Origin of the sequence: Streptomyces angustmyceticus, assembly GCF_019933235.1 — a bacterium.
Taxonomy (GTDB): Bacteria; Actinomycetota; Actinomycetes; order Streptomycetales; family Streptomycetaceae; genus Streptomyces; species Streptomyces angustmyceticus.
This window is the reverse complement of sequence record NZ_CP082945.1, coordinates 6049846-6071336: the sequence shown is the minus strand read 5'-3', so window position 1 is coordinate 6071336 and position 21491 is coordinate 6049846. Positions and strand designations below refer to the sequence as shown.

Here is a 21491-nt window from a genome sequence, read left to right as displayed (position 1 = left end):
GCACAAGGCCCGGCCGCGGGAACGAGCTTGGTCCCGGGGCGGACGGACCAAAGACCGTGGCGCGCCGGGACCAAGGGCCCGGACCGAGGCCGGGGAATCCGGTCCCGGCGAAGGGCCCGGGAAGCCAAGCCCCCGGGCCCCGGTGGTGCGTGGTGCGTGGTGCGTGGTGCGTGGTGCGGTCAGCCGCCCAGTTCGCCGGCGGCCTTCTTGATGTCCGCGGCGAAGGTGCTCACCTCGCTGTAGACACCGGGCTTGCCGGGCCGTGCGCAGCCCTCGCCCCAGGAGACGATGCCGACCTGGAGCCACTGTCCGGCGTCGTCCTTGCGGAACATCGGGCCGCCGGAGTCACCCTGGCAGGTGTCGGTACCGCCGGTGTCCAGCTTGCCGGCGCAGATCTCGTCGCCGGGCGTCAGCTGGTCGCCGTAGGCCTTCTCACAGGCGGCGTCGTCGACGAACGGCACGGTGGCCTTGAGGAGGTAGCGCTGCTGGGAGCCGCCTTCCTTCTCGGCGCCCCAGCCGGCGATGGTGAAGTCGCCGCTGTTGAGCTTGTCGTTCTCGGCGATCTTCAGGGTGGGCTGGTCGACGGGCTTGGCGAGCTTGATGAGCGCCCAGTCCTTGCCCTTGCCGTTGTAGCCGGGCGCCTGCAGGACCTTGGTGGAGTTGACCTTGACGGCGGCGGAGTCCTCCAGGTCGGCCACGCCGGCGGTGGCCGTGATGGAGGTGTTGTCGCCGCTGCCGTCGACGCAGTGCGCCGCGGTGAGCACGATGTCCTTGGCGTACAGCGCGCCGCCGCAGCCCATCGACAGGCGGACCATGAACGGGAATTCGCCCTGGCCGGCCTTGGTGCCGCCGACGACCTGGGTGTGGACGGAGCCGGCGGAGGCCGGTGCGGGGGCGGCCGAGGCGGAGCCGGGCTGGAGGCTGAAGGCGGCCAGGGCGACGGCGGCGAGGGCGGTGGATCTGCTGAGGGGCTTCCGGTAGCTGCGCAACGGGCTTCCTTTCGTGGGGGGTTGCGCGCGTCGATGACGAGCCCATGCCAACACCGGAGCCGGACGTGGCCGCCGCGAAAGGGAGTGTGGAGGACGGCAGCACGCCGTGAGGCGTCCGGACCCAGTGGGGGATGAGTCCGTAGAGCGCCCTGTGATTATGTGGAGTGTCCGATCAGAGTGACAAGGGTGCGCATCCGGCCAACTCCCCCGCCCCACCCGCCCCGTACGGCCCATACCGGACCTTCCCGGCCCGCCGTACAGTGGCCGGGTGACCACGGGCGGCAGTGAGATCGAGCACGGATACCCTCATCTCGACACGGTGCACGCGGCCGTCCACGCGCTGTTCAAACGCCTCTCGTACGACACGATGAGCACCTTCGCCACCAGCGTGCTGCCGGTCGACGTGGCCTTCGACGACACCGAGGACCTGCACCTGGGCGCGCAGCGGGTGGCCCGCGCCATGCTCCGGCAGCTGCGTCTGCCGGACGCCAGGACGGTCATCACCTTCCGGGAGATGGAGCACGCCGCCGCGGTCGAACTCACCGCGGGCCCCGAGTACTTCATCGAACTCAACGACCGCTTCGCGAAGCACCGCAGGGACATCGGCGCCGCGCTGGCCCATGAGGTGACGCACCTGTATCTGCACCGTCTGGACCTGTCGTTCCCCGGCACCCGCGACAACGAGATCCTCACCGACACCGCCGCCGCGTACCTCGGCGCGGGCTGGCTGCTGCTGGATGCCTACCGCGAGCACGGCCCGTTCTCGCAGAAGCTCGGCTATCTGACGCCGGAGGAGTTCGGCTATGTCCTCGCGCAGCGGGCCGGGTTCTTCGGCGAGGACCCGTCGCCGTGGTTCACCAGCCCGCAGGCGTACGACGCGTACACGGCGGGCGCGGCCCGGGTCCGCCGGGACGCGCGCCGGCCCCCGCTCGCCGCCGCGCCCTGGGCGGCCCGGCTGCGCTACGCCAAGGACCGCCGGGCCGCCCAGGACCCGCGGCGCGCCGGCCGGCCGCCGGCCACCGCCGACTACGCCTTCGAGAGCGGCCCGCCGCCGCGGGTGTCCTTCCGCTGCCCCGCCTGCCACCAGCGGATCCGCGTCCCGGTCCGCGGCCGGCTGCAGGCCCGCTGCGGGCTGTGCAAGACGCTGCTGGACTGCGATACGTGACGGGGCGGCGGCCGCTCCCCCGGGCGCGGCGCCCCGGGACCCGCCGCCCGGGGGCGTGCGGTCCTAGACCCACCCCTCCAGCCCCGCCATGAAGCCGTCGAAGTCGTCGCGGTGGATGGTGTGGCCGGCGCCGGGCACCGTCCGGACCTCGAAGCCGCGGCCGGTCAGCTCGTCCGCCGCCTGTTCGGAGAAGAGGAAGCCCTCCCCCGCGAACTGCACCAGCGACGGGACGACCGCCTTCTCGGGCACATGGTCCTCGCGGTGCACGGCGGACAGCGCGAGGGCGGTGGCGGTGTCCCATTGCGCGACGGTGGCCAGTTCGAGGTCGAGATCGGTGTCGTTCCAGCGCGGGTTGAAGGTGCGCAGCATCGCCCGGTCGGCCCGCTTGAACGCGAGGAACAGGGCCGGGTCGACCGGTTCCTGGAACCGGGGGAACGACCACGCCGGATCGCTGTAGACCGCGCGCCGCGGCTGCAGCCGCTCCACCGCCAGGGACAGCGCCAGCCCGCCCAGCGAGTGCCCGATGACGACCTCGGGGGCGGCGGGCAGGGTCTCCACGAGGTCCTCGGCGAACAGCTCGGTGCTGTAGTCGCCGCGCGGGCTGCGGCCGTGGCCGCGCAGGTCGACGGCGAGGACGCGGTAGCCCCGGTCGGCCAGCGCCGGAGCGACGCGGTGCCAGGTGCGGTGATCGGACATCAGCCCGTGGACCAGCACCGCGGTCCGCTCGCCGGTGCCCCATTCGTGGGTGTGCAGCTGCATGCCCGTGCCTCTCCTCGCATCCCGTGCGCGCCGCCTGCCGATGCCCCCGGCCGGGGCTCTCCGGCCGGGCCGCACCCGCGCGAGATTACCCGGGCGGGCAGGCGCGCGGGACGCGCCGCGCCCCGCCCGGGCACCGCTCAGCGCCAGTCCGTGTCCGGCGTGGCCGCGGCCAGGATGTCCCGGGCGCCGGTGCGGAGCGGGACGCCGTGCGGGACGCACACGGTGTCGACGTCGTCGATCGCGGCGAGCCGCCGGAAGGACGCGACGGCCTGCTCGCGCGCGACGTTGAACGGCCCGAGGACCGCGCGGCGGCCGTCGGGGTCGGTGCCGATGAGGTCGCCGGGGAAGAGCAGCCGGCTCTCGGGGAGGTGCAGGGCGATCCCGCCGGGGGTGTGTCCGGGCACGTGCAGCACCCGCACCGGCTCGCCCCAGCCGTCGAGGGTGTCCCCGTCGTGCAGGACGGTGTCGACCTCGACGGGGCGCGGCGGCGGGGTGCCGACGGCTTCCAGGCGAGCCGTGATCCCTTCGTGCAGGGACCGTTCCGCGGGGGTCAGGACGGGCGTGGGTTCGGGGGCGGTGCCACGGATGTAGGGGGCCTCCAGGGCGCCGGCGAGCACCCGGGCGCCGGTGGCGTCGGCCAGGTCGGCGGCGGAACCCATGTGGTCGAGGTGGTAGTGGGTGAGCACGATCTGCCGCAGCCGGTCCGGCCGGCCGCCGAGTGTGGCGAGGGCGTCGAGGATCGCGGGGGCCGAGCCGGGCAGGCCGGTGTCGACCAGCGCGTAACCGTCGTCGGGCAGCGCGACGGCGTACACGTGCCCGACGGGGAAGGGGAGTTGCCAGACGGTGGGCGTGATCTCGATGGGTGCGTCCATGGTCCGGACGCTAGCGGGCAGGCGGTGTCGCGCCGTGCCGTTTCGCCGCGGGCGGACCGGGCGCCGCGGCCGCTCCCCCGGCCCCTCGGCCGGGCCGGAAAAGCGGCCGGAACCTGACTTGCGCCTGTCACGTCCCATCCGTGACACAAGGAGGCAATGTCATGCGAGGATCCCACCTCTCCCGCACCCGTACCCTCACCGCCGTGCTCGCGCTGGCGACGACCGGCGCCGTCGCCCTGTCCGGCTGCGGCCAGAACCAGCAGAAGGCGGCCCCCGCGGCGCCACCGAAGAAGCCGGACGCGTTCGAGCGGCGCGCGGATCAGATCGTGCACGACTGGCCGAAGGTCTCCCCGGTCCACGGCCGGCAGCAGGCGCTGCTGCCGCTGGTGGAGGCGGCGCGCCCGAAGTCGGCGGGGGCCCGGGAGATCACCGTCACCGTCGGGCACAGTGCCTGCGACGTCCGCTTCGGTGCGCGCAGCCACGAGTCGAAGGACCTCGTCGTGATCACCGGCTGGGGCAAGCGGAAGAGCGCCAAGGGGATGTGCACCGAGCAACTGGCCACCGACAAGGTGACGGTGCACCTCAAGAGCGCCCTGGACGGCCGCAAGGTCGTGGACGCGGCGACCGGCAAGCAGCTCCTCAAGGGCTGACCGGCGAGGGGTGGGTGCGCGTCCGCTGCGCGCTGCGCGTGCGCGCGCACTCCACGCCCCGGGGGGACCTCTCCCCTAGGCTCGCCGGTATGAGCCCTTCCATCGCCCGTAACACCCGTGTCGAGCTGCCCGAGCTGCTGGAGTTCGTCCGCCCCCGTCACCGCGCGATCCTGCTCACCCGCCGCGGCGACGGCACCCCGCAGGGCTCGCCGCTGACCTGCGGGGTGGACGACTCCGGCCGGCTGGTGATGTCGACGTATCCGGAGCGCGCCAAGGTCCGCAACGCCCGCCGGGTCTCCTCGGTCAGCGTCATCGTGCTGTCCGACGAGTGGAACGGCCCGTGGGTGCAGATCGACGGCGAGGCCGAGGTCATCGACGCCCCGGACTCGGTCGAGCCGCTCGTCGAGTACTACCGCAACATCGCCGGCGAGCACCCGGACTGGGACGAGTACCGGGAGGCGATGCGCCGGCAGGGCAAGTCGCTGATCCGGGTGACGCCGCTGCGCTGGGGGCCGGTCGCGACCGGCGGTTTCCCGGCCCGGCTCGCGGACGACGACGGCGCGTAGCCGGCGCACCGGCCGGGGCGTCAACGGGTGCCGCGGGTACCGCCGTTGACGTTCAGCACCTGGCCGGTGACGTGCCGGGCCGCCGGTGAGGCCAGGAAGGCCACGGTCCCCGCGATGTCGTCCGGGGAGCCGGCGCGGCCGACCGCGGATGCGGTCACCAGCTGGTCGCGGCGCTCGTCGGTGAGCCGGTCGCGGAAGAAGCCGGTGTCGGCGATGTAGCCGGGCGAGACGACGTTGGCGGTGATGTCGCGGGGGCCGAGCGTCCGGGACAGGCCGATGTTCCAGGAGGCGAGGCCGGCCTTGGCCGCTCCGTAGGCGCCGTTGCCGTGGTCGGCGGCGATCGACCCCAGGTGGACGACCGCGCCGCCGGCCGCCAGCCGGTCGTCCACCGCCCTGGTGGTCAGCACGGCGCTGAGCAGGTTCGCGTCGAGGTTGGCGCGGAATTCCCTGGCGTAGGCCGCCAGGTCGGTGGCGCCGTCCGCGTCGAGGTCGGTGTTGCCGCCGGCGTTGTTGACCAGGACGTCGATCCGGCCGGGGAGTCCGGCGAGCAGCACGGTGAGCGCGGCGGGGTCGGTGTGGTCGCACACCAGGGGGCGGATCCGCCGCCGGCCGGCCGCGGTCTCGTCGAGGGGGCCGGGGCGCCGGCCGGTGACGATGACGTCGTCGCCGGCGCCGGCGAAGTGGTGGGCGACGGCGCGTCCGATGCCGGTTCCGCCGCCGGTGACCAGGATGGTGCGTGACATATGCTGAGCTCCGTCCATTACATTCAGGTCTAAATTTAGAGCTGAACATAACATTCCAGGGAGGGCCCGTGGCAAGAGAACCCGAGGCGGAGGACGGCCGCGGCCACCCGGACGCCGACTCCGCGTACCCCGTCGCCGAGATCGCCGCCGCCTGGGAGCGCGAACGCCCCGGCACCCCGGTCTCCTCCATCGGCATCGTGACGCCGATCTGGCGGCTGGCGAAGCTGCTGGGCGACGACCGGCGGCGGGTGCTGGCCCGCGCGGGGATGGACCCGGCCACCCTCGACCTGCTCAGTGTGCTGCGCCGCAGCGGCGAGCCGTACACCCTGACGACGCGTGAACTCGGCCGCCGCTCCCTGATCACCGCCGGGGCGGTCTCCCAGCGGGTGGCCCGCGCGGAGCGCGAGGGGCTGGTCACCCGGCGGCCCGGCGAGGGCCGCCCGCGCACCGTCCTGGTCGCGCTGACCCCGGCCGGCCACGAGCGGATCGAGGCGACCGTCGACCAAGTGCTGTACCGCGAGGCCGAGTTGATCGACGGGCTCACTCCGGAGCAGCAGGAGCAGCTCGCCGGCCTGCTGCGGATCCTGCTCCAGGACACCCAGCGCAAGCTCGGCGACGACCGGCTGAGCCAGGTCGGCGAGGACTGAGACGCGGGCCGGGGCGGGCGCCGGGCGAGGGCCGGGACCGGGTCCGGGGCGAAGACCGCCCCCGACCGGACGCGGACGGTCAGGCGCGGGGCGGGGCGAGGGCGAGGGAGGGGAACAGCGCCTCGTCGGGCAGCCCGAGCCGGTCGCGGAAGGCCGTGCGCCCCGCCGCGGTGACGGTGAGGATGCGGGTGGCGACGGCCTTGACGACCCAGCCGTGTTCGAGGGCGTGCCGGTAGAGGGCGGCGCCGACCGCGCCGGAGAGGTGCCGGCGGCGCACCGTCCAGTCGAGGCAGGTGCGGACATGGGCGCGGTGGGCGGCCGAGGGGGCGGCGTCGGCGATGCCGAGGCCGGCCAGCCAGGCGGCACCCGCCGCCGTCAGCACCGGGCCGTCGTCCCGCCCCAGCAGGCCGCGTTCGGTCATCGTCTCGGCGATGGCGACGCCGAGCGCCCCGGCGATGTGGTCGTAGCAGGTGCGGGCGTGGTGCAGGGCCCTGCGGTGGTTGGCCTCGGCCAGGGAGCGGACCGGGACCCGGCGGTAGGGGGCGAGGCCGGCGAGGTTCTCCAGGGTCTCCGCGGCCTCCGGCCCGGCCAGGCGTACGTAGCGCCGCCGCCCGCGGCGCTCCTCGGCGAGCAGGCCGCCGGAGACCAGGAGGTTGAGGTGCTCGGTGGTGGTGGACGGTGCCACGGCGGCGTACTCGGCCAGTTCACCGGCTGTCCAGGCGCCGCCGTCGAGCAGGGCCATGCAGATGGCGGCGCGGGTGCGGTCCGCGAGCAGCGCCGCGAGGGCGGCCAGATCGGGGGCATCCGCGGCGCTTTCCTGATCGGCGTCCCATCGTTTCATGTACACAGAGTAACCTCTGATCACATTTCGGTGAGCACCGAATCATCCGGCTTCTATCCTCGGGACCATGAAGGTCGCGCTGGAGAAGAGCAGTTCGGTCGCCCCGGCGCTGCTGTCCACGGAGAACGACGACGGGACGTTCGTCCTGGTCGAGCTGCGCATCCGCTGGGAGCGGGGGCCGGTCGTCAGCGTCTGGCTGCCGTCGCGCGGCCGGACCGCGCAGAACCTCGCGGTGCGCCCCGACGTGGTGTTCAACCTGCCGCCGGAGAGGGCGGCGGCCGAGGAGGGGGCGGCGGCCGAGGAGGGGGCGGGCGCCGTGCCGTGTGCGGACGCGCCGTGGACGGAACCGTCCGAACTGGTGCGGCCGCCCCGGCTCGCGCACTGCCCGGTGCAGTTGGAGGCCCGCCGGGTCGGCGGGCGGACGGTCACCGACGGGGCGTGGACGCGGATCGAGGCGCAGGTGCTGCGGGTGCACGCCGATCCCCGGTGGGTGCTGCCGGTGAGCGGCCCGGTCGGCGGGCTGGAGTCCTGGCATCCGCCGGTGCACGACTTCCGGCCGTCGGCCACTCCCCCGCCGCGGGCCGTGCCGGTGCCCGCGCGAGAGCGGGCGCGGCAGCGGGAGCGGCGCTTCCCGGCCCCGAGCGGCGGCGCGTGACGCGACTGTGCCACGGTTCCTGGTCCGTCGGGACCGGGCGCCGTGGCACAGGCCCGCGGCGCCTGCCCTCCCGGTCGGGGGAGGGGGACAGGCGCCGCGGTTGTTCCGTACGACGTTGTACGGGACATCGGGGGACGGATCACACGGTCAGTGCGCGGTCCGTCGGCTTGATGGGGGCCGGCAGGGCGCTGGCTCCGGTCAGGAAGCGGTCCACGCCCTTGGCCGCGGAACGGCCCTCGGCGATGGCCCACACGATCAGCGACTGGCCGCGGCCCGCGTCACCGGCGACGTACACGCCGGGGACGTTGGTGGCGAACTCCTTGTCGCGGGCGATGTTGCCGCGCTCGTCGAGTTCCAGGCCGAACTGCTCGACCAGGCCGTTCTCCCGGTCGGTGCCGGTGAAGCCCATGGCGAGGGTGACCAGCTGGGCCGGGATCTTCCGCTCGGTGCCCGGCTTCGGCTCCGGGCGGCCGTCCTTGAACTCCACCTCGGTCAGGTGCAGCCACTGGACGTTGCCGTCCTCGTCGCCCTCGAAGTGGGTGGTGGAGACGGAGTAGATCCGCTCGCCGCCCTCCTCGTGCGCGGAGGTGACCTTGTAGAGCATCGGGAAGGTCGGCCAGGGCTGGTTGGCGTTCCGCTCGTCGCCCGGCTTGCCCATGATCTCCAGCTGGGTGACCGAGGCGGCGCCCTGGCGGTGGGCGGTGCCGACGCAGTCCGCGCCGGTGTCGCCGCCGCCGATGACGACGACGTGCTTGCCCTCGGCGCTGATCGGGGCGACCGTCAGGTCACCCTCCTGCACCTTGTTGGCCAGCGGCAGGTACTCCATCGCGAAGTGGATGCCGTTCAGTTCCCGGCCGGGCACCGGCAGGTCGCGGGAGGTGGTGGCACCGGCGGCGATGACGACGGCGTCGTAGCGCTTGCGCAGCTTCTTCGCGTCGAGGTCGCGGCCGATCTCCACCTCGGTACGGAACTTGGTGCCCTCCGCGCGCATCTGCTCGATGCGGCGGTTGATGTGCCGCTTCTCCATCTTGAACTCGGGGATGCCGTAGCGGAGGAGGCCGCCGATCCGGTCCGCGCGCTCGTAGACGGCGACGGTGTGACCGGCCCGGGTCAGCTGCTGGGCGGCGGCCAGGCCGGCCGGACCGGAGCCGATGACGGCGACGGTCTTGCCGGAAAGGCGCTCGGGCGGCTGCGGGGTCACGTCGCCGTTGTCCCACGCCTTGTCGATGATGGAGACCTCGACGTTCTTGATGGTCACCGGCGGCTGGTTGATGCCCAGCACACAGGCGGCCTCACAGGGCGCGGGGCACAGGCGGCCGGTGAACTCCGGGAAGTTGTTGGTCGCGTGCAGCCGCTCGCTGGCCTCGGTCCAGTCCTCGCGGTAGGCGTAGTCGTTCCACTCGGGGATGAGGTTCCCGAGCGGGCAGCCGTTGTGGCAGAACGGGATGCCGCAGTCCATGCAGCGCGACGCCTGCTTGCTGATGATCGGCAGCAGGGAGCCGGGCTGGTAGACCTCGTTCCAGTCCTTGACGCGCTCCTCGACGGGGCGGGTCTTGGCGATCTCGCGCTCGTGGTTCAGGAAGCCCTTGGGGTCAGCCATTGGTCGCCGCCTCCATCATCTTCTCGTGGGTCTCGGACTCGGAGAGCCCGGCCTGCTCAGCGGCGTCCTTGGCGACGAGCACTGCCTGGTAGGTGGGCGGGATGACCTTGCTGAAGCGCGCGGCCGCGGCATCCCAGTCGGCGAGGAGCTTGGCGGCCACGGTCGAGCCGGTCTCCTCCTGGTGGCGCTGCACGACGTCGTGCAGCCACTGCTTGTCGGCGTCGTCCAGCGGGTTGACCGCGTCGACGAGCTCCTTGTTGACGTTGGCCTTGTCGAGGTCGATGACGTAGGCGAAGCCGCCGGACATACCGGCCGCGAAGTTGCGGCCCGTCTCGCCCAGCACGACCGCGTTGCCGCCGGTCATGTACTCGCAGCCGTGGTCGCCGACGCCCTCGGAGACGACCGTGGCGCCGGAGTTGCGGACGCAGAAGCGCTCGCCGACCCGGCCGCGCAGGTACAGCTCGCCGCCGGTGGCGCCGTAGGCGAGGGTGTTGCCGGCGATGGTGGAGTACTCGGCGAGGTGGTCGGCGCCGCGGTCCGGGCGGACCACGACCCGGCCGCCGGACAGGCCCTTGCCGACGTAGTCGTTGGCGTCGCCCTCCAGGCGCAGCGTGACGCCGCGCGGCAGGAACGCGCCGAAGGACTGGCCGGCCGAGCCGGTGAAGGTGATGTCGATGGTGTCGTCGGGCAGACCGGCACCGCCGAACTTCTTGGTGACCTCGTGGCCGAGCATGGTGCCGACGGTCCGGTTGATGTTCCGGATCGCGATCTGCGCGCGCACCGGCTGGGCGGCCTCGGCGGTGTCCGCGGCCAGGGCGTCGGCGGCGAGCTTGATCAGCTCGTTGTCGAGCGCCTTCTCCAGGCCGTGGTCCTGCTCGATGACCTGGTGGCGAACGGCGCCCTCGGGCAGCTCGGGGACGTGCAGCAGCGGGGCCAGGTCCAGGCCCTGCGCCTTCCAGTGGTCCACCGCGCGGGAGGTGTTCAGCAGCTCGGCGTGGCCGATGGCCTCGTCGAGGCTGCGGAAGCCCAGCTCGGCCAGCAGCTCACGGACCTCTTCGGCGATGAACTGGAAGAAGTTGACGATGTACTCGGCCTTGCCGCTGAACCGCTCGCGCAGCGTCGGGTTCTGGGTGGCGATGCCGACCGGGCAGGTGTCGAGGTGGCACACCCGCATCATGACGCAGCCGGAGACGACCAGCGGTGCGGTGGCGAAGCCGAACTCCTCGGCGCCCAGCAGGGCGGCGATGACGACGTCGCGGCCGGTCTTGAGCTGGCCGTCGGTCTGCACCACGATGCGGTCGCGCAGGCCGTTGAGCAGCAGCGTCTGCTGGGTCTCGGCCAGGCCCAGCTCCCAGGGGCCGCCCGCGTGCTTGAGCGAGGTGAGCGGCGAGGCGCCGGTGCCACCGTCGTGGCCGGAGATCAGGACCACGTCCGCGTGCGCCTTGGAGACACCCGCGGCGACCGTGCCGACGCCGACCTCGGAGACCAGCTTCACGTGGATGCGGGCGGCCGGGTTGGCGTTCTTGAGGTCGTGGATCAGCTGGGCCAGATCCTCGATGGAGTAGATGTCGTGGTGCGGCGGCGGCGAGATCAGGCCGACGCCCGGGGTGGAGTGCCGGGTCTTGGCGACCCACGGGTAGACCTTGTGGCCGGGCAGCTGGCCGCCCTCGCCGGGCTTGGCGCCCTGGGCCATCTTGATCTGGATGTCGTCGGAATTGACCAGGTACTCCGACGTCACGCCGAAGCGGCCGGAGGCGACCTGCTTGATCGACGAACGGCGCGCCGGGTCGTAGAGCCGCTCGGGGTCCTCGCCGCCCTCACCGGTGTTGGACTTGCCGCCCAGCTGGTTCATGGCGATGGCGAGGGTCTCGTGCGCCTCCTGGGAGATGGAGCCGTACGACATGGCGCCGGTGGAGAAGCGCTTGACGATCTCGGACGCCGGCTCGACCTCCTCGATCGGGATCGAGGGGCGGTCGGCGGCGAAGGAGAACAGGCCGCGCAGCGTCATCAGCCGCTCGGACTGCTCGTTCACCCGGTCGGTGTACTGCTTGAAGATGTCGTAGCGGCGCGAGCGGGTGGAGTGCTGGAGCCGGAAGACGGTGTCCGGGTCGAAGAGGTGCGGCTCGCCCTCGCGGCGCCACTGGTACTCGCCGCCGATCTCCAGCGCGCGGTGCGTGGCGGCGATGCCGGAGGCCGGGTAGGCCTTGGCGTGCCGCGCCGCGACCTCCTTGGCGATGACGTCCAGGCCCGCGCCGCCGATCTTGGTGGCGGTGCCGTGGAAGTACCGGGCGACGAACTCCTCGTCCAGGCCGACGGCCTCGAAGACCTGCGCGCCCCGGTAGGAGGCGACGGTGGAGATGCCCATCTTGGACATGACCTTCAGGACGCCCTTGCCGAGCGCCTTGATCAGGTTCTTGATGGCGGTCTCGGCCTCGATGCCCGGCAGGAAGGTGCCGGCGCGGACCAGGTCCTCGACCGACTCCATGGCCAGGTACGGGTTGACGGCCGCGGCACCGAAGCCGATGAGCAGCGCGACGTGGTGCACCTCGCGCACATCGCCGGCCTCGACGAGCAGACCGACCTGGGTGCGCTCCTTGGTGCCGATGAGGTGGTGGTGGACCGCGGCGGTGAGCAGCAGCGACGGGATCGGCGCGTGCTCGGCGTCGGAGTGGCGGTCGGAGAGCACGATCAGCCGGGCGCCGTCGTCGATGGCGGCGTCGGCCTCGGCGCAGATCTCCTCGATCCGGGCGGCCAGCGACTCGCCGCCGCCGGAGACGCGGTAGAGGCCGGAGAGGGTCACGGCCTTCATGCCGGGCATGTCGCCGTCGGCGTTGATGTGGACGAGCTTGGCCAGCTCGTCGTTGTCGATGACCGGGAAGGGCAGGGTCACGCTGCGGCAGGAGGCCGCGGTGGGCTCCAGGAGGTTGCCCTGCGGGCCCAGCGAGGAGATCAGCGAGGTGACGAGCTCCTCGCGGATGGCGTCCAGCGGCGGGTTGGTGACCTGCGCGAAGAGCTGGGTGAAGTAGTCGAAGAGCAGCCGGGGGCGCTCGGACAGCGCGGCGATCGGCGAGTCGGTGCCCATCGAGCCGATGGGCTCGGCGCCGGCCTTGGCCATCGGGGCGAGGATGACGCGCAGCTCTTCCTCGGTGTAGCCGAAGGTCTGCTGGCGGCGGGTGACCGAGGCGTGGGTGTGCACGATGTGCTCGCGCTCGGGCAGGTCGGCCAGCTCGATCAGACCGGAGTCCAGCCACTCCTGGTAGGGCTGCTCGGCGGCGAGCTGGGCCTTGATCTCGTCGTCCTCGATGATCCGGCCCTCGGCCGTGTCCACCAGGAACATCCGGCCGGGCTGCAGGCGTCCCTTGCGGACGACCTTGGCGGGGTCGATGTCCAGGACGCCGACCTCGGAGGAGAGCACGACCAGGCCGTCGTCGGTGACCCAGTAGCGGCCGGGGCGCAGACCGTTGCGGTCGAGGACCGCGCCGACCTGGACGCCGTCGGTGAAGGTGACGCAGGCCGGGCCGTCCCAGGGCTCCATCATCGTGGAGTGGTACTGGTAGAAGGCGCGCCGGGCCGGGTCCATGGAGGGGGAGTTCTCCCACGCCTCGGGGACCATCATCAGCACGGAGTGCGGCAGCGAGCGGCCGCCGAGGTGGAGCAGCTCCAGGACCTCGTCGAAGGAGGCGGAGTCGGAGGCGTCCGGGGTGCAGACCGGGAACAGCCGCTCCAGGTTCTCTGTGCTGTCTGCGGTCCCCTCACCGAACAGCTTCGTGGCCAGCTGCGACTCGCGGGCCCGCATCCAGTTGCGGTTGCCCTTGACCGTGTTGATCTCGCCGTTGTGCGCGACGAAGCGGTACGGGTGGGCGAGCGGCCAGCTCGGGAAGGTGTTGGTGGAGAACCGCGAGTGGACCAGCGCGACGGCGGTGGCGAAGCGGCGGTCGGACAGGTCCGGGAAGAAGGGCTCCAGCTGGCCGGTGGTCAGCATGCCCTTGTAGACGATCGTCCGGGCGGACAGCGACGGGAAGTAGACCCCGGCCTCCCGCTCGGCGCGCTTGCGCAGCGCGAAGGCCTTGCGGTCCAGCGCCAGACCGGTGTTCTTGCCGTCGCCGACGAAGATCTGGGAGAAGGCCGGCATGGTGGCGCGGGCGCCGTTGCCGAGCAGCTGCGGGGCGACCGGGACCACCCGCCAGCCGATGACGTCCAGGCCCTCTTCGCCGGCGATCGTCTCGATGCGCGAGACGGCGTCGGCCGCTTCCTGGGCATCGGACGGCAGGAAGGCGATGCCGACGGCGTAGGCGCCGGCGTCGGGGAGCTCGAAGGTGACGTTCTCGCGGAGGAACGCGTCCGGCACCTGGAGCAGGATGCCGGCGCCGTCGCCCGAGTCGGGCTCGGAGCCGGTGGCACCGCGGTGCTCCAGATTCGTCAGGACGGTGAGTGCCTGCTCGACCAGTGCGTGGCTGGCCTCGCCGGTGAGGGTGGCCACAAAGCCGACGCCACAGGCGTCGTGCTCGTTGCGCGGGTCGTACATGCCCTGCTGGGCAGGGCGGCCGTCCATGGGCGACCAGGCGGCGGCGCTGGCGCTGCTGGTGGTCGCGGAGTGCGTGGACGCGAGACGCATCGGCTCTCCCAACGTCGTCGTGGCATAGGCATTGCCGAGGGACGACGTTGGCCCTCCGCGAAATTTCGTGCAGGTTACAGGATGACTCCCTTCTCAAAAAGCGAAAAGGGGCTTCCAACATGCGGACACCGCACGGGCGGTGAGTCAGTGCACGGACGGAATCCAGGCCGTCCCACAAGGCGGCGTTCGGCGAGCGACGTTGCCCGCGACGCCTGGGCCTTATGCCCGGTCGTCAACAAAACGAAACCGCTGGGTAACGCGGTAATTATGCGGTCACCCGTATGACACGTCAGCCTACGACGGTTCCGAAGAGTGCTCCCAGGGCGTACGTCACACCCGCGGCCGCGCCGCCGAGGGCCAGCTGCCGCAGCCCGCTGAACCACCAGGAACGCGCCGTCACCCGCGCCACGACGGCACCGCAGGCGAAGAGTCCGACCAGCGCCAGCAGCACCGCGGGCCAGATCGCGGACGCCCCCAACAGATACGGAAGGACAGGCAGAAGCGCACCCAGCGCAAACGATCCGAAGGAGGACACCGCGGCAACGGTGGGAGAAGGAAGGTCGGAGGGGTCGATTCCCAACTCCTCGCGGGCATGGATCTCCAGGGCCTGCTCCGGGTCCCTGGACAGCTGCTCCGCGACCTGCCGGGCGAGCGCCGGCTCGACTCCGCGCGAGGTGTAGAGGGCCGCCAGCTCCTCCAGCTCGTCCTTCGGGTGCTTGCGCAGCTCGGTCCGCTCGACATCCAGCTCGGCCTGCACCAGCTCGCGCTGCGAGGCGACCGAGGTGTACTCCCCCGCGGCCATCGAGAAGGCGCCGGCGGCCAGACCCGCCAGGCCGGTGATGATGATCGTCTGCTGCGAGAGCGCGCCGCCGGCGACACCCGTCATCAGGGCGAGGTTCGAGACCAGCCCGTCCATCGCGCCGAAGACGGCCGGGCGCAGCCAGCCGCCGTTCACATCGCGGTGGGTGTGGTTGTCGCGGTGCGCGGCGTGCGTCGGCGCCGCGGCATCCATGATCTCCATGACGGACATATCGGTACCTACTCCCTGCAGCGAGGTGTGGGCCGATGGCGGCACTTCCCCCTCCAACACCTCGAAGTTATGCGGGCATTACCCTCCACCGCTAGCAAGGAAGGCCGAACTTACCGCGCTGACCTGCGGCTTTTCCCCGGAGTCGGCGATGAGATCCGGGTCACACCCCCCTTTTCGGGTCCCGTACCGGCCACTGCCGGGCGCCGCCGGAGGGAGTCGACCGGGTGACCCTGCCGCCCGGGACAGGAGAGCCGGGCCGCCGCGTGGCACGGATACAGGGCAGCGGTCCCCGGCCGGCCGGCGCCCCGCGGTCCCGGGCGGCGCTCCGGCCCGATGCCGCCGGGGCGGCCCGTCGCCCCGGCCCCCGCCCGAGCCGTCCCCGGCGCCGGGCCGGCCGCCCTCTCCCCCACCGTGGAAGGACTCACCCGCACATGACCCACGCAAGCGAGCGGACACCGGCCGCACCGCACCCCGCCGACGCACCGGCCGGGCCGGCCACCGCCGCCGCCCCGGTCACCGCCCCGGTGCCCCCGCGTCCGGTGCCGCCCGTCGTCGCCGCCCCGCCGTCCCTGGAGGACCGGGCGGTCGGCGCCCTGGCCGGCGCCGCCGTCGGCGACGCGCTCGGCGGGCCCGTGCAGGGCTGGTCGCCGGAGGAGATCGTCAAGCGGCACGGCGGCCGGGTCGGCGGCATCGTCGGACCGTTCCACGACGACTGGCGCACCGCCCGCCCGATCGCGCCGTACCACAAGGGCGACGGGCACGTCACCGACGACACCTTGATGACGCACGCGCTGGTGCGGGTCTACGAGGCGGTGCGCGACCACCTCGACGCCTACGACATCGCCGACCACCTGGTCCCGGATCTGATCGGCACCCCGCGCTGGATCCCGGAGCTGGAGACCGAGGCGCTGCCGCTGCAGCGGATCTTCCTCGCCGAGAAGTGGATCGTGGCACGGCTGCACTACGGGCACGCGGACCCGCGCGAGGCGGGCGTCGGGAACATCGTCAACTGCGGCGCGGCGATGTACATGGCGCCGGTCGGCATCGTCAACGCCGGCAATCCGGACCGGGCGTACGCCGAGGCGCTGGACATCTCCGCCGCCCACCAGTCCTCCTACGGGCGGGAGGCGGCGGGGGTGTTCGCGGCGGCGGTGGCGGCCGCGTTCCTGCCGGACGCCACCCCGTCCTCGGTCATCGTCCAGGCGCTGCGGCTGGCCAAGGACGGCACCCGCGCCGCGATCGAGGCGGTCTGCGAGGCCGCGGCGAACCTCACCGACCCCGAGGCGGCGCTGCTGCCGCTGCGGGCGGCGATCGCCCCGTTCGACACGGTGGGCCCGGATTACCGCAACCCGTCGCTCGGTGCCCGGCGCCCCTCCCGGCTGCACGCCGTCGAGGAACTCCCCATCGCCCTGGGCATGGTGCTGGTCGGCGGCGGCGACTTCCGGGCCACGGTCCTCGGCTCGGTCAACTACGGCCGCGACTGCGACTCGATCGCCACCATGAGCGGTGCCCTCGTCGGGGCGCTGCGCGGCGCGGCGGCGGTGCCGGCCGAGTGGAGCGAGGAGGTCGCCCGCGCCAGCCGCCTCGACCTGCAGGCCCCCGGGGCCGCGCTGGCCGCCGTCGCCCGCGAGATCTTCACCCGGGACCGGGCCCGCGCCCGCACCCACGAGCAGGCCTTCACCGCGATCACGGCCATCCCGGCGATGACGGAGGCGGACGGGCGGTGACGGCCGCCGACAGCACGGCGCCGGGCGGCCCCGACGTATCGGGACCGCCCGGCGCGGTGGGCAGCCGGTGGCCGTCTCAGGACTTCTTGGTGCTGCCGCTGCCCGCGGGCTTGGCGGCCTTCCCCTCCGGGGCGTCCGCGTCGTCCGCGGCCTTCTCGCCACCGGCCCCGGCCTCGGCGGTCTTCTCGGTCCCGGCGGCCTTCTCGGGCTCCGCGGCCTTCGCGGCCTCGGCGGCGCCGTCGGCGTCCGGCTCCGTGGCGTCGTCGCCGGACGCCGCCTTCGACGCGGGCTCGTCGCCCGGGGCCTCGGCGTCACCGGCGCTCCCGGCGGCCTCGGCGCTCTCGCCGTCCTCGTCCCCGGCGGGCTGGGCCCCCGGCTCGACGACGGCTTCCCGGCCGGGTGCCTTCTTGGCGGAGACCACGAAGTAGCCGACGGCGAGGACGAAGACGATCAGCGCGGTCCAGACGTTGAGCCGCAGGCCCAGGATGTGGTGCGCCTCGTCGACCCGCATGTACTCGATCCACGCGCGGCCGGCGCAGTAGGCGGCGACGTACAGCGCGAAGGCCCGCCCGTGGCCGAGCCGGAAGCGCTTGTCCGCCCAGATCACCAGCGCCGCGACGCCCAGGCACCACAGGCACTCGTAGAGGAACGTCGGGTGGTAGGTGCCGCCGATCCGTCCGATGGCCGGGTCGGAGCTGATCTTCAGCGCCCACGGGACATCGGTCGGCTTGCCGTACAGCTCCTGGTTGAACCAGTTGCCCCAGCGGCCGATCGCCTGCCCGATGGCCAGGCCCGGCGCCAGCGCGTCGGCGTAGGCGGGGAGCGGGATGCCGCGGCGGCGGCAGCCGATCCAGGCACCCACGGCGCCGAGCGCGACTGCGCCCCAGATGCCGAGGCCGCCCTCCCACACCTTGAAGGCGTCGATCGGGTGGCCGTTCGGGCCGAAGTACGGCTCGTACGTCGTGATGACGTGGTAGAGGCGGCCGCCGACCAGCCCGAAGGGCACGGCCCACACGGCGATGTCGGCGACGGTGCCGGAGCGGCCGCCGCGCTGCACCCAGCGCTTGTTGCCGAGCCAGACGCCGACGAAGACGCCGATGATGATGCAGAATGCGTAGCCGCGCAGCGGGATCGGGCCGAGATGTACGACGCCGACCGACGGGCTGGGAATGAATGCGAGGTCCATGGCAGGGTCGACGCTACCGCGCCGGGCGGGGTCGGCGGCAACCCGCCCGGCAACGGCTGCGTAACGACGCCGCGCTCGGACGATGACGCTGCGTGTCCGCGAGGACGGCGGCGCCACCGGTCCACCGGCCCCTAGTAGGCCGGCGCGCCCTCCGCTCCGTGCCGCGTGCCCTGGTGCGCGGCGCTCGGCACCGGGCCCGGGGCGGAGTGGCCGGCCCGGGGCGGGGCGTCCGGTCCGGCGTGCTTGTGCCGGGCCGGGGCGCCCGGGTGCGGCGAGGCGCTCTTGCCGCCCGGCTGCTTGCCCTTGTCGGCGTCCAGCACCATCTTCTTCAGGTCCGCCGGGGTGAACCGGCCGCCCTTCTCCTTCGCCAGGTCCTTGCCGTTGAGCAGGACCGTCGGGGTGCCGCGGTATCCGGACCGCGCGAAGGCGTCGGTGGACTTCTGCACGAAGCGGTCGTACCTGCCGTCGTTGACGCAGGTGGTGAAGGCGGGGGTGACCAGTCCCTTGACCTTGCCCGCCAGTTGGAGGAGGTACTGCTTGTCGGCGAACTTGTCCTCCGTCTCGGGCGGCTGGTGGGAGTAGAGGACGTCGTGGTACGCGCGGAACGTCCCGGCGTCCTGGGCGCACAGGGCGGCGTTGGCGGCGTTGAGGGACCCCTTGCCGCCGGCGTTGCCGTCGATGATCGTCACGAGGTGGTATTCGCTCTTGAGCCGGCCGGAGTCCTCCAGCTCATGGACGACCGGGCGGAAGCCGGTCTCGAACTGCTGGCAGGCCGGGCAGCGGAAGTCCTCCCACACCGTGAGGGTGGAGGCGGCGCCCGGCGCACCGACCGGGATGGCGGGCCTGCTGCCGCCGCTGGCCTGCCGGGGACGGGCGGTCTCGTTGTCGGAGCTGCCCTTGCCGCCGCCGGACGAGGTCGCCCAGATGGCGATGCCGCCGGCCACCGCCAGCACCGCCACCACCGATCCGGCGACCACGGCCTGCCGGCGGCGGCGGGCGCGCGCCCGCTCCTTTTCCCGCTGTTCCTGCATCCGCTCGCGGGCGGTTCTCTTACCGTCATGGTTCTTCTGGCTCACGCCCCTGGACAACGAAGCGGAGGGGTGCCGCCGCACCCCTCCGCACCGATGTTCGCCCTATCGAGGGACAGCCCTCCGGGTCCCGGCCGCCCGGGACCCGGCCGCGCGCCGTGGTCAGGCCCGCTTGCGCACGCCCTCGGCCAGCTCGGCCGCCAGGGTGCGGACGCCGTCGAGCCCGTCCGCCAGATCGCCGTCGGCCGCCAGCAGCCGCTTGACGAACGCCGAGCCGACGATCACACCGTCGGCGAACCCGGCCACCTCGGCGGCCTGTTCGGGGTTGGAGACGCCGAGGCCGACACAGACCGGCAGGTCGGTGGTCGCCTTGGTGCGCCGTACGAGGTCCTGCGCCTGCGCGCCCACCGACTCGCGGGTGCCGGTGACGCCCATCAGCGAGGCGGCGTAGACGAAGCCGGAGCCGGCCGCCGTGATCTCGGCGAGCCGGGCGTCCTTGCTGCTGGGGGCGACGACGAAGACGGTGGCCAGGCCGTGCTTGTCGGCGTGCTCCCGCCAGGTCGCGGACTCCTGGACCGGCAGGTCGGGCAGGATGCAGCCGGCGCCGCCCGCCTCGGCGAGCTCGGCGGTGAACCGCTCGATGCCGTAGCGGTCGATGGGGTTCCAGTACGTCATGACGAGGACGGGCTTGCCGGTCGCCCGATGCGCCTCGCGCACCGTGCGCATCACGTCCGCGATCTTCACCCCGCCGCGCAGGGCGATGTCGTCGGCGGTCTGGATGACGGGGCCGTCCAGGACCGGGTCGCTGTGCGGCAGCCCGACCTCCACGACGTCCGCGCCGCCGGCGAAGACGGCCTTGGCCGCCTCGATGCCGCCCTCGACGGTCGGGAACCCGGCCGGCAGGTAGGCGATCAGCGCCGACCGGCCCTCGGCCTTCGCGGCGGCGAGGGTGTCGCTCAACAGCTTGATGTTCCCGCTCACTTGGCGTCCCCCTCGATCTCCGCGCCGGCGGCGGCGTTGTCCGCCTCGACGGCGGCGTCCGTGTCGTACAGGTCGAAGTAGCGGGCGGCGGTGTCCATGTCCTTGTCGCCGCGCCCGGAGAGGTTGACGACGAGCAGCCCGTCCGGGCCCAGCTCCCGGCCGAGGTCCAGCGCCCCGGCCAGGGCGTGGGCGCTCTCGATGGCCGGGATGATGCCCTCGGTCTGCGAGAGCAGGCGCAGCGCCTGCATCGCGGCGTCGTCGGTGACGGCGCGGTACTCGCCGCGGCCGCTGTCCTTGAGGTAGGCGTGCTCGGGCCCGATGCCCGGGTAGTCGAGACCGGCCGAGATGGAGTACGGCTCGGTGATCTGCCCCTCCTCGTCCTGGAGGACGTAGCTGCGGGACCCGTGCAGGATGCCCGGCTCGCCCGCGCTCAGGGTGGCCGCGTGCTCGCCGGTGTCGATGCCGTGACCCGCGGGCTCGCAGCCGACGAGCCGGACGCCGGCGTCCGGGAGGAAGGCGTGGAAGAGGCCGATGGCGTTGGAGCCGCCGCCGACACAGGCGACGGCCGCGTCGGGCAGGCGGCCCGCGCGCTCCAGGACCTGGCGGCGCGCCTCGACGCCGATGACGCGGTGGAAATCGCGCACCATCGCGGGGAAGGGGTGCGGTCCGGCGACGGTCCCGAACAGGTAGTGGGTGCGGTCGACGTTGGCGACCCAGTCGCGGAAGGCCTCGTTGATGGCGTCCTTGAGGGTGCGGCTGCCGGACTTCACGGCGACGACCTCGGCGCCGAGCATCCGCATCCGGGCGACGTTGAGGGCCTGGCGCTGCGTGTCGATCTCGCCCATGTAGATGGTGCAGTCGAGGCCGAACAGGGCGCAGGCGGTGGCGGTGGCGACGCCGTGCTGGCCTGCGCCGGTCTCGGCGATGACCCGGGTCTTGCCCATCCGCCGGGTGAGCAGCGCCTGGCCCAGCACGTTGTTGATCTTGTGCGAGCCGGTGTGGTTGAGGTCCTCGCGCTTGAGGAACACCCGGGCCCCGCCCGCGTGTTCGGCGAACCGCGGCACCTCGGTGAGCGCGCTGGGGCGCCCGGTGTAGTTGACCATCAGGTCATTGAGCTCGGCGGCGAACAGGGGGTCCGCCTTGGCCTTCTCGTACTCGACGGCGACCTCGTCGACCGCGGCGACCAGCGCCTCGGGGATGAACTTGCCGCCGAAGGCACCGAAGTAGCCCTCGGCGCTGGGGACGCGACCCTCGGGGTCGGGAAGGAAGAAATCGGAGGACATCAGACGCACTCCTAGGCCGGGGCGGCTGCCCCGGAGGTCCGGTTGTGTCGGAGGTATGCGGAGGTGGGCGGATTCGGGCGGCGCGGCGGGCGGCGCGCGGTACGCAGGGGCCCGGAGGGACCGCTGCCGCCGCGGCGGGCGTTCGCGCGCAGGG

General features: G+C 73.0%; 18 protein-coding genes. 6 read left to right on the top strand and 12 right to left on the bottom strand.

The window, feature by feature from the left end; all coding sequences use genetic code 11:
• Window positions 1–179 precede the first annotated feature (179 nt).
• Window positions 180–989, bottom strand: a complete 810-nt coding sequence (locus K7396_RS27120) for a S1 family peptidase (protein ID WP_086719735.1) — start codon at window positions 987–989, stop codon at window positions 180–182.
• A gap of 268 nt (window positions 990–1257) precedes the next feature.
• On the opposite strand from K7396_RS27120, the gene K7396_RS27115 reads away from it, so the two are divergent.
• Complete coding sequence (locus K7396_RS27115; RefSeq protein WP_086719736.1) at window positions 1258–2154, top strand: RING finger protein; 897 nt, start codon at window positions 1258–1260, stop codon at window positions 2152–2154.
• 63 nt (window positions 2155–2217) lie between these two features.
• Here the strand turns inward: K7396_RS27115 and K7396_RS27110 are convergent, their stop codons facing one another.
• Window positions 2218–2913, bottom strand: coding sequence for an alpha/beta fold hydrolase (locus K7396_RS27110; protein ID WP_086719737.1), 696 nt, complete (start codon window positions 2911–2913; stop codon window positions 2218–2220).
• A gap of 137 nt (window positions 2914–3050) precedes the next feature.
• On the bottom strand, window positions 3051–3785 hold the full coding sequence (locus K7396_RS27105; RefSeq protein ID WP_086719738.1) for an MBL fold metallo-hydrolase: 735 nt from the start codon (window positions 3783–3785) through the stop codon (window positions 3051–3053).
• Window positions 3786–3946: 161 nt separating this feature from the next.
• Here K7396_RS27105 and K7396_RS27100 point away from each other — a divergent pair, with 161 nt between their 5' ends.
• Window positions 3947–4435 carry a hypothetical protein gene (locus tag K7396_RS27100; RefSeq protein ID WP_086719739.1) on the top strand — a complete coding sequence of 163 codons (489 nt, stop codon included), beginning with the start codon at window positions 3947–3949 and terminating at the stop codon, window positions 4433–4435.
• Window positions 4436–4524: 89 nt separating this feature from the next.
• Window positions 4525–5001: a PPOX class F420-dependent oxidoreductase gene (locus K7396_RS27095; protein WP_086719740.1), complete on the top strand. Its 477-nt coding sequence runs from the start codon at window positions 4525–4527 to the stop codon at window positions 4999–5001.
• Window positions 5002–5021: 20 nt separating this feature from the next.
• Here the strand turns inward: K7396_RS27095 and K7396_RS27090 are convergent, their stop codons facing one another.
• Complete coding sequence (locus K7396_RS27090; protein ID WP_086719741.1) at window positions 5022–5744, bottom strand: SDR family NAD(P)-dependent oxidoreductase; 723 nt, start codon at window positions 5742–5744, stop codon at window positions 5022–5024.
• 68 nt (window positions 5745–5812) lie between these two features.
• On the opposite strand from K7396_RS27090, the gene K7396_RS27085 reads away from it, so the two are divergent.
• Complete coding sequence (locus tag K7396_RS27085) at window positions 5813–6391, top strand: MarR family winged helix-turn-helix transcriptional regulator (RefSeq protein WP_086719742.1); 579 nt, start codon at window positions 5813–5815, stop codon at window positions 6389–6391.
• A 79-nt stretch (window positions 6392–6470) separates the two neighbouring features.
• Here K7396_RS27085 and K7396_RS27080 read toward each other — a convergent pair whose 3' ends face one another.
• Entirely contained in the window at window positions 6471–7232 is a 762-nt protein-coding gene (locus K7396_RS27080; RefSeq protein ID WP_086719743.1) for a winged helix-turn-helix domain-containing protein, read from the bottom strand.
• Between the two features lie 67 nt (window positions 7233–7299).
• Between K7396_RS27080 and K7396_RS27075 the strand changes: the two genes are divergently transcribed.
• Window positions 7300–7887: a hypothetical protein gene (locus K7396_RS27075; protein WP_152105228.1), complete on the top strand. Its 588-nt coding sequence runs from the start codon at window positions 7300–7302 to the stop codon at window positions 7885–7887.
• A gap of 139 nt (window positions 7888–8026) precedes the next feature.
• Here K7396_RS27075 and K7396_RS27070 read toward each other — a convergent pair whose 3' ends face one another.
• The 3 genes from K7396_RS27070 to K7396_RS27060 all read right to left on the bottom strand — a co-directional run bounded on the left by K7396_RS27070 (window position 8027) and on the right by K7396_RS27060 (window position 15123).
• Window positions 8027–9487 carry a glutamate synthase subunit beta gene (locus K7396_RS27070; RefSeq protein ID WP_086715591.1) on the bottom strand — a complete coding sequence of 487 codons (1461 nt, stop codon included), beginning with the start codon at window positions 9485–9487 and terminating at the stop codon, window positions 8027–8029.
• A complete protein-coding gene (gene gltB / locus K7396_RS27065) occupies window positions 9480–14102 on the bottom strand; it encodes a glutamate synthase large subunit (protein WP_086715589.1) in 4623 nt (1540 codons plus the stop codon). Before gltB ends, K7396_RS27070 begins: the two co-directional genes overlap by 8 nt.
• A gap of 289 nt (window positions 14103–14391) precedes the next feature.
• On the bottom strand, window positions 14392–15123 hold the full coding sequence (locus K7396_RS27060; protein WP_152105234.1) for a VIT1/CCC1 transporter family protein: 732 nt from the start codon (window positions 15121–15123) through the stop codon (window positions 14392–14394).
• Between the two features lie 440 nt (window positions 15124–15563).
• Between K7396_RS27060 and K7396_RS27055 the strand changes: the two genes are divergently transcribed.
• Window positions 15564–16859: an ADP-ribosylglycohydrolase family protein gene (locus tag K7396_RS27055; RefSeq protein ID WP_152105229.1), complete on the top strand. Its 1296-nt coding sequence runs from the start codon at window positions 15564–15566 to the stop codon at window positions 16857–16859.
• A 76-nt stretch (window positions 16860–16935) separates the two neighbouring features.
• On the opposite strand, the gene lgt is transcribed toward K7396_RS27055, so the two are convergent.
• The 4 genes from lgt to trpB all read right to left on the bottom strand — a co-directional run bounded on the left by lgt (window position 16936) and on the right by trpB (window position 21337).
• On the bottom strand, window positions 16936–18045 hold the full coding sequence (gene lgt, locus K7396_RS27050; protein ID WP_086721344.1) for a prolipoprotein diacylglyceryl transferase: 1110 nt from the start codon (window positions 18043–18045) through the stop codon (window positions 16936–16938).
• A gap of 131 nt (window positions 18046–18176) precedes the next feature.
• Complete coding sequence (locus K7396_RS27045) at window positions 18177–19121, bottom strand: DsbA family protein (protein ID WP_086721345.1); 945 nt, start codon at window positions 19119–19121, stop codon at window positions 18177–18179.
• 114 nt (window positions 19122–19235) lie between these two features.
• Window positions 19236–20054, bottom strand: coding sequence for a tryptophan synthase subunit alpha (gene trpA / locus K7396_RS27040; protein ID WP_086721346.1), 819 nt, complete (start codon window positions 20052–20054; stop codon window positions 19236–19238).
• Complete coding sequence (trpB, locus tag K7396_RS27035; RefSeq protein WP_086721347.1) at window positions 20051–21337, bottom strand: tryptophan synthase subunit beta; 1287 nt, start codon at window positions 21335–21337, stop codon at window positions 20051–20053. Before trpB ends, trpA begins: the two co-directional genes overlap by 4 nt.
• Window positions 21338–21491 lie beyond the last annotated feature (154 nt).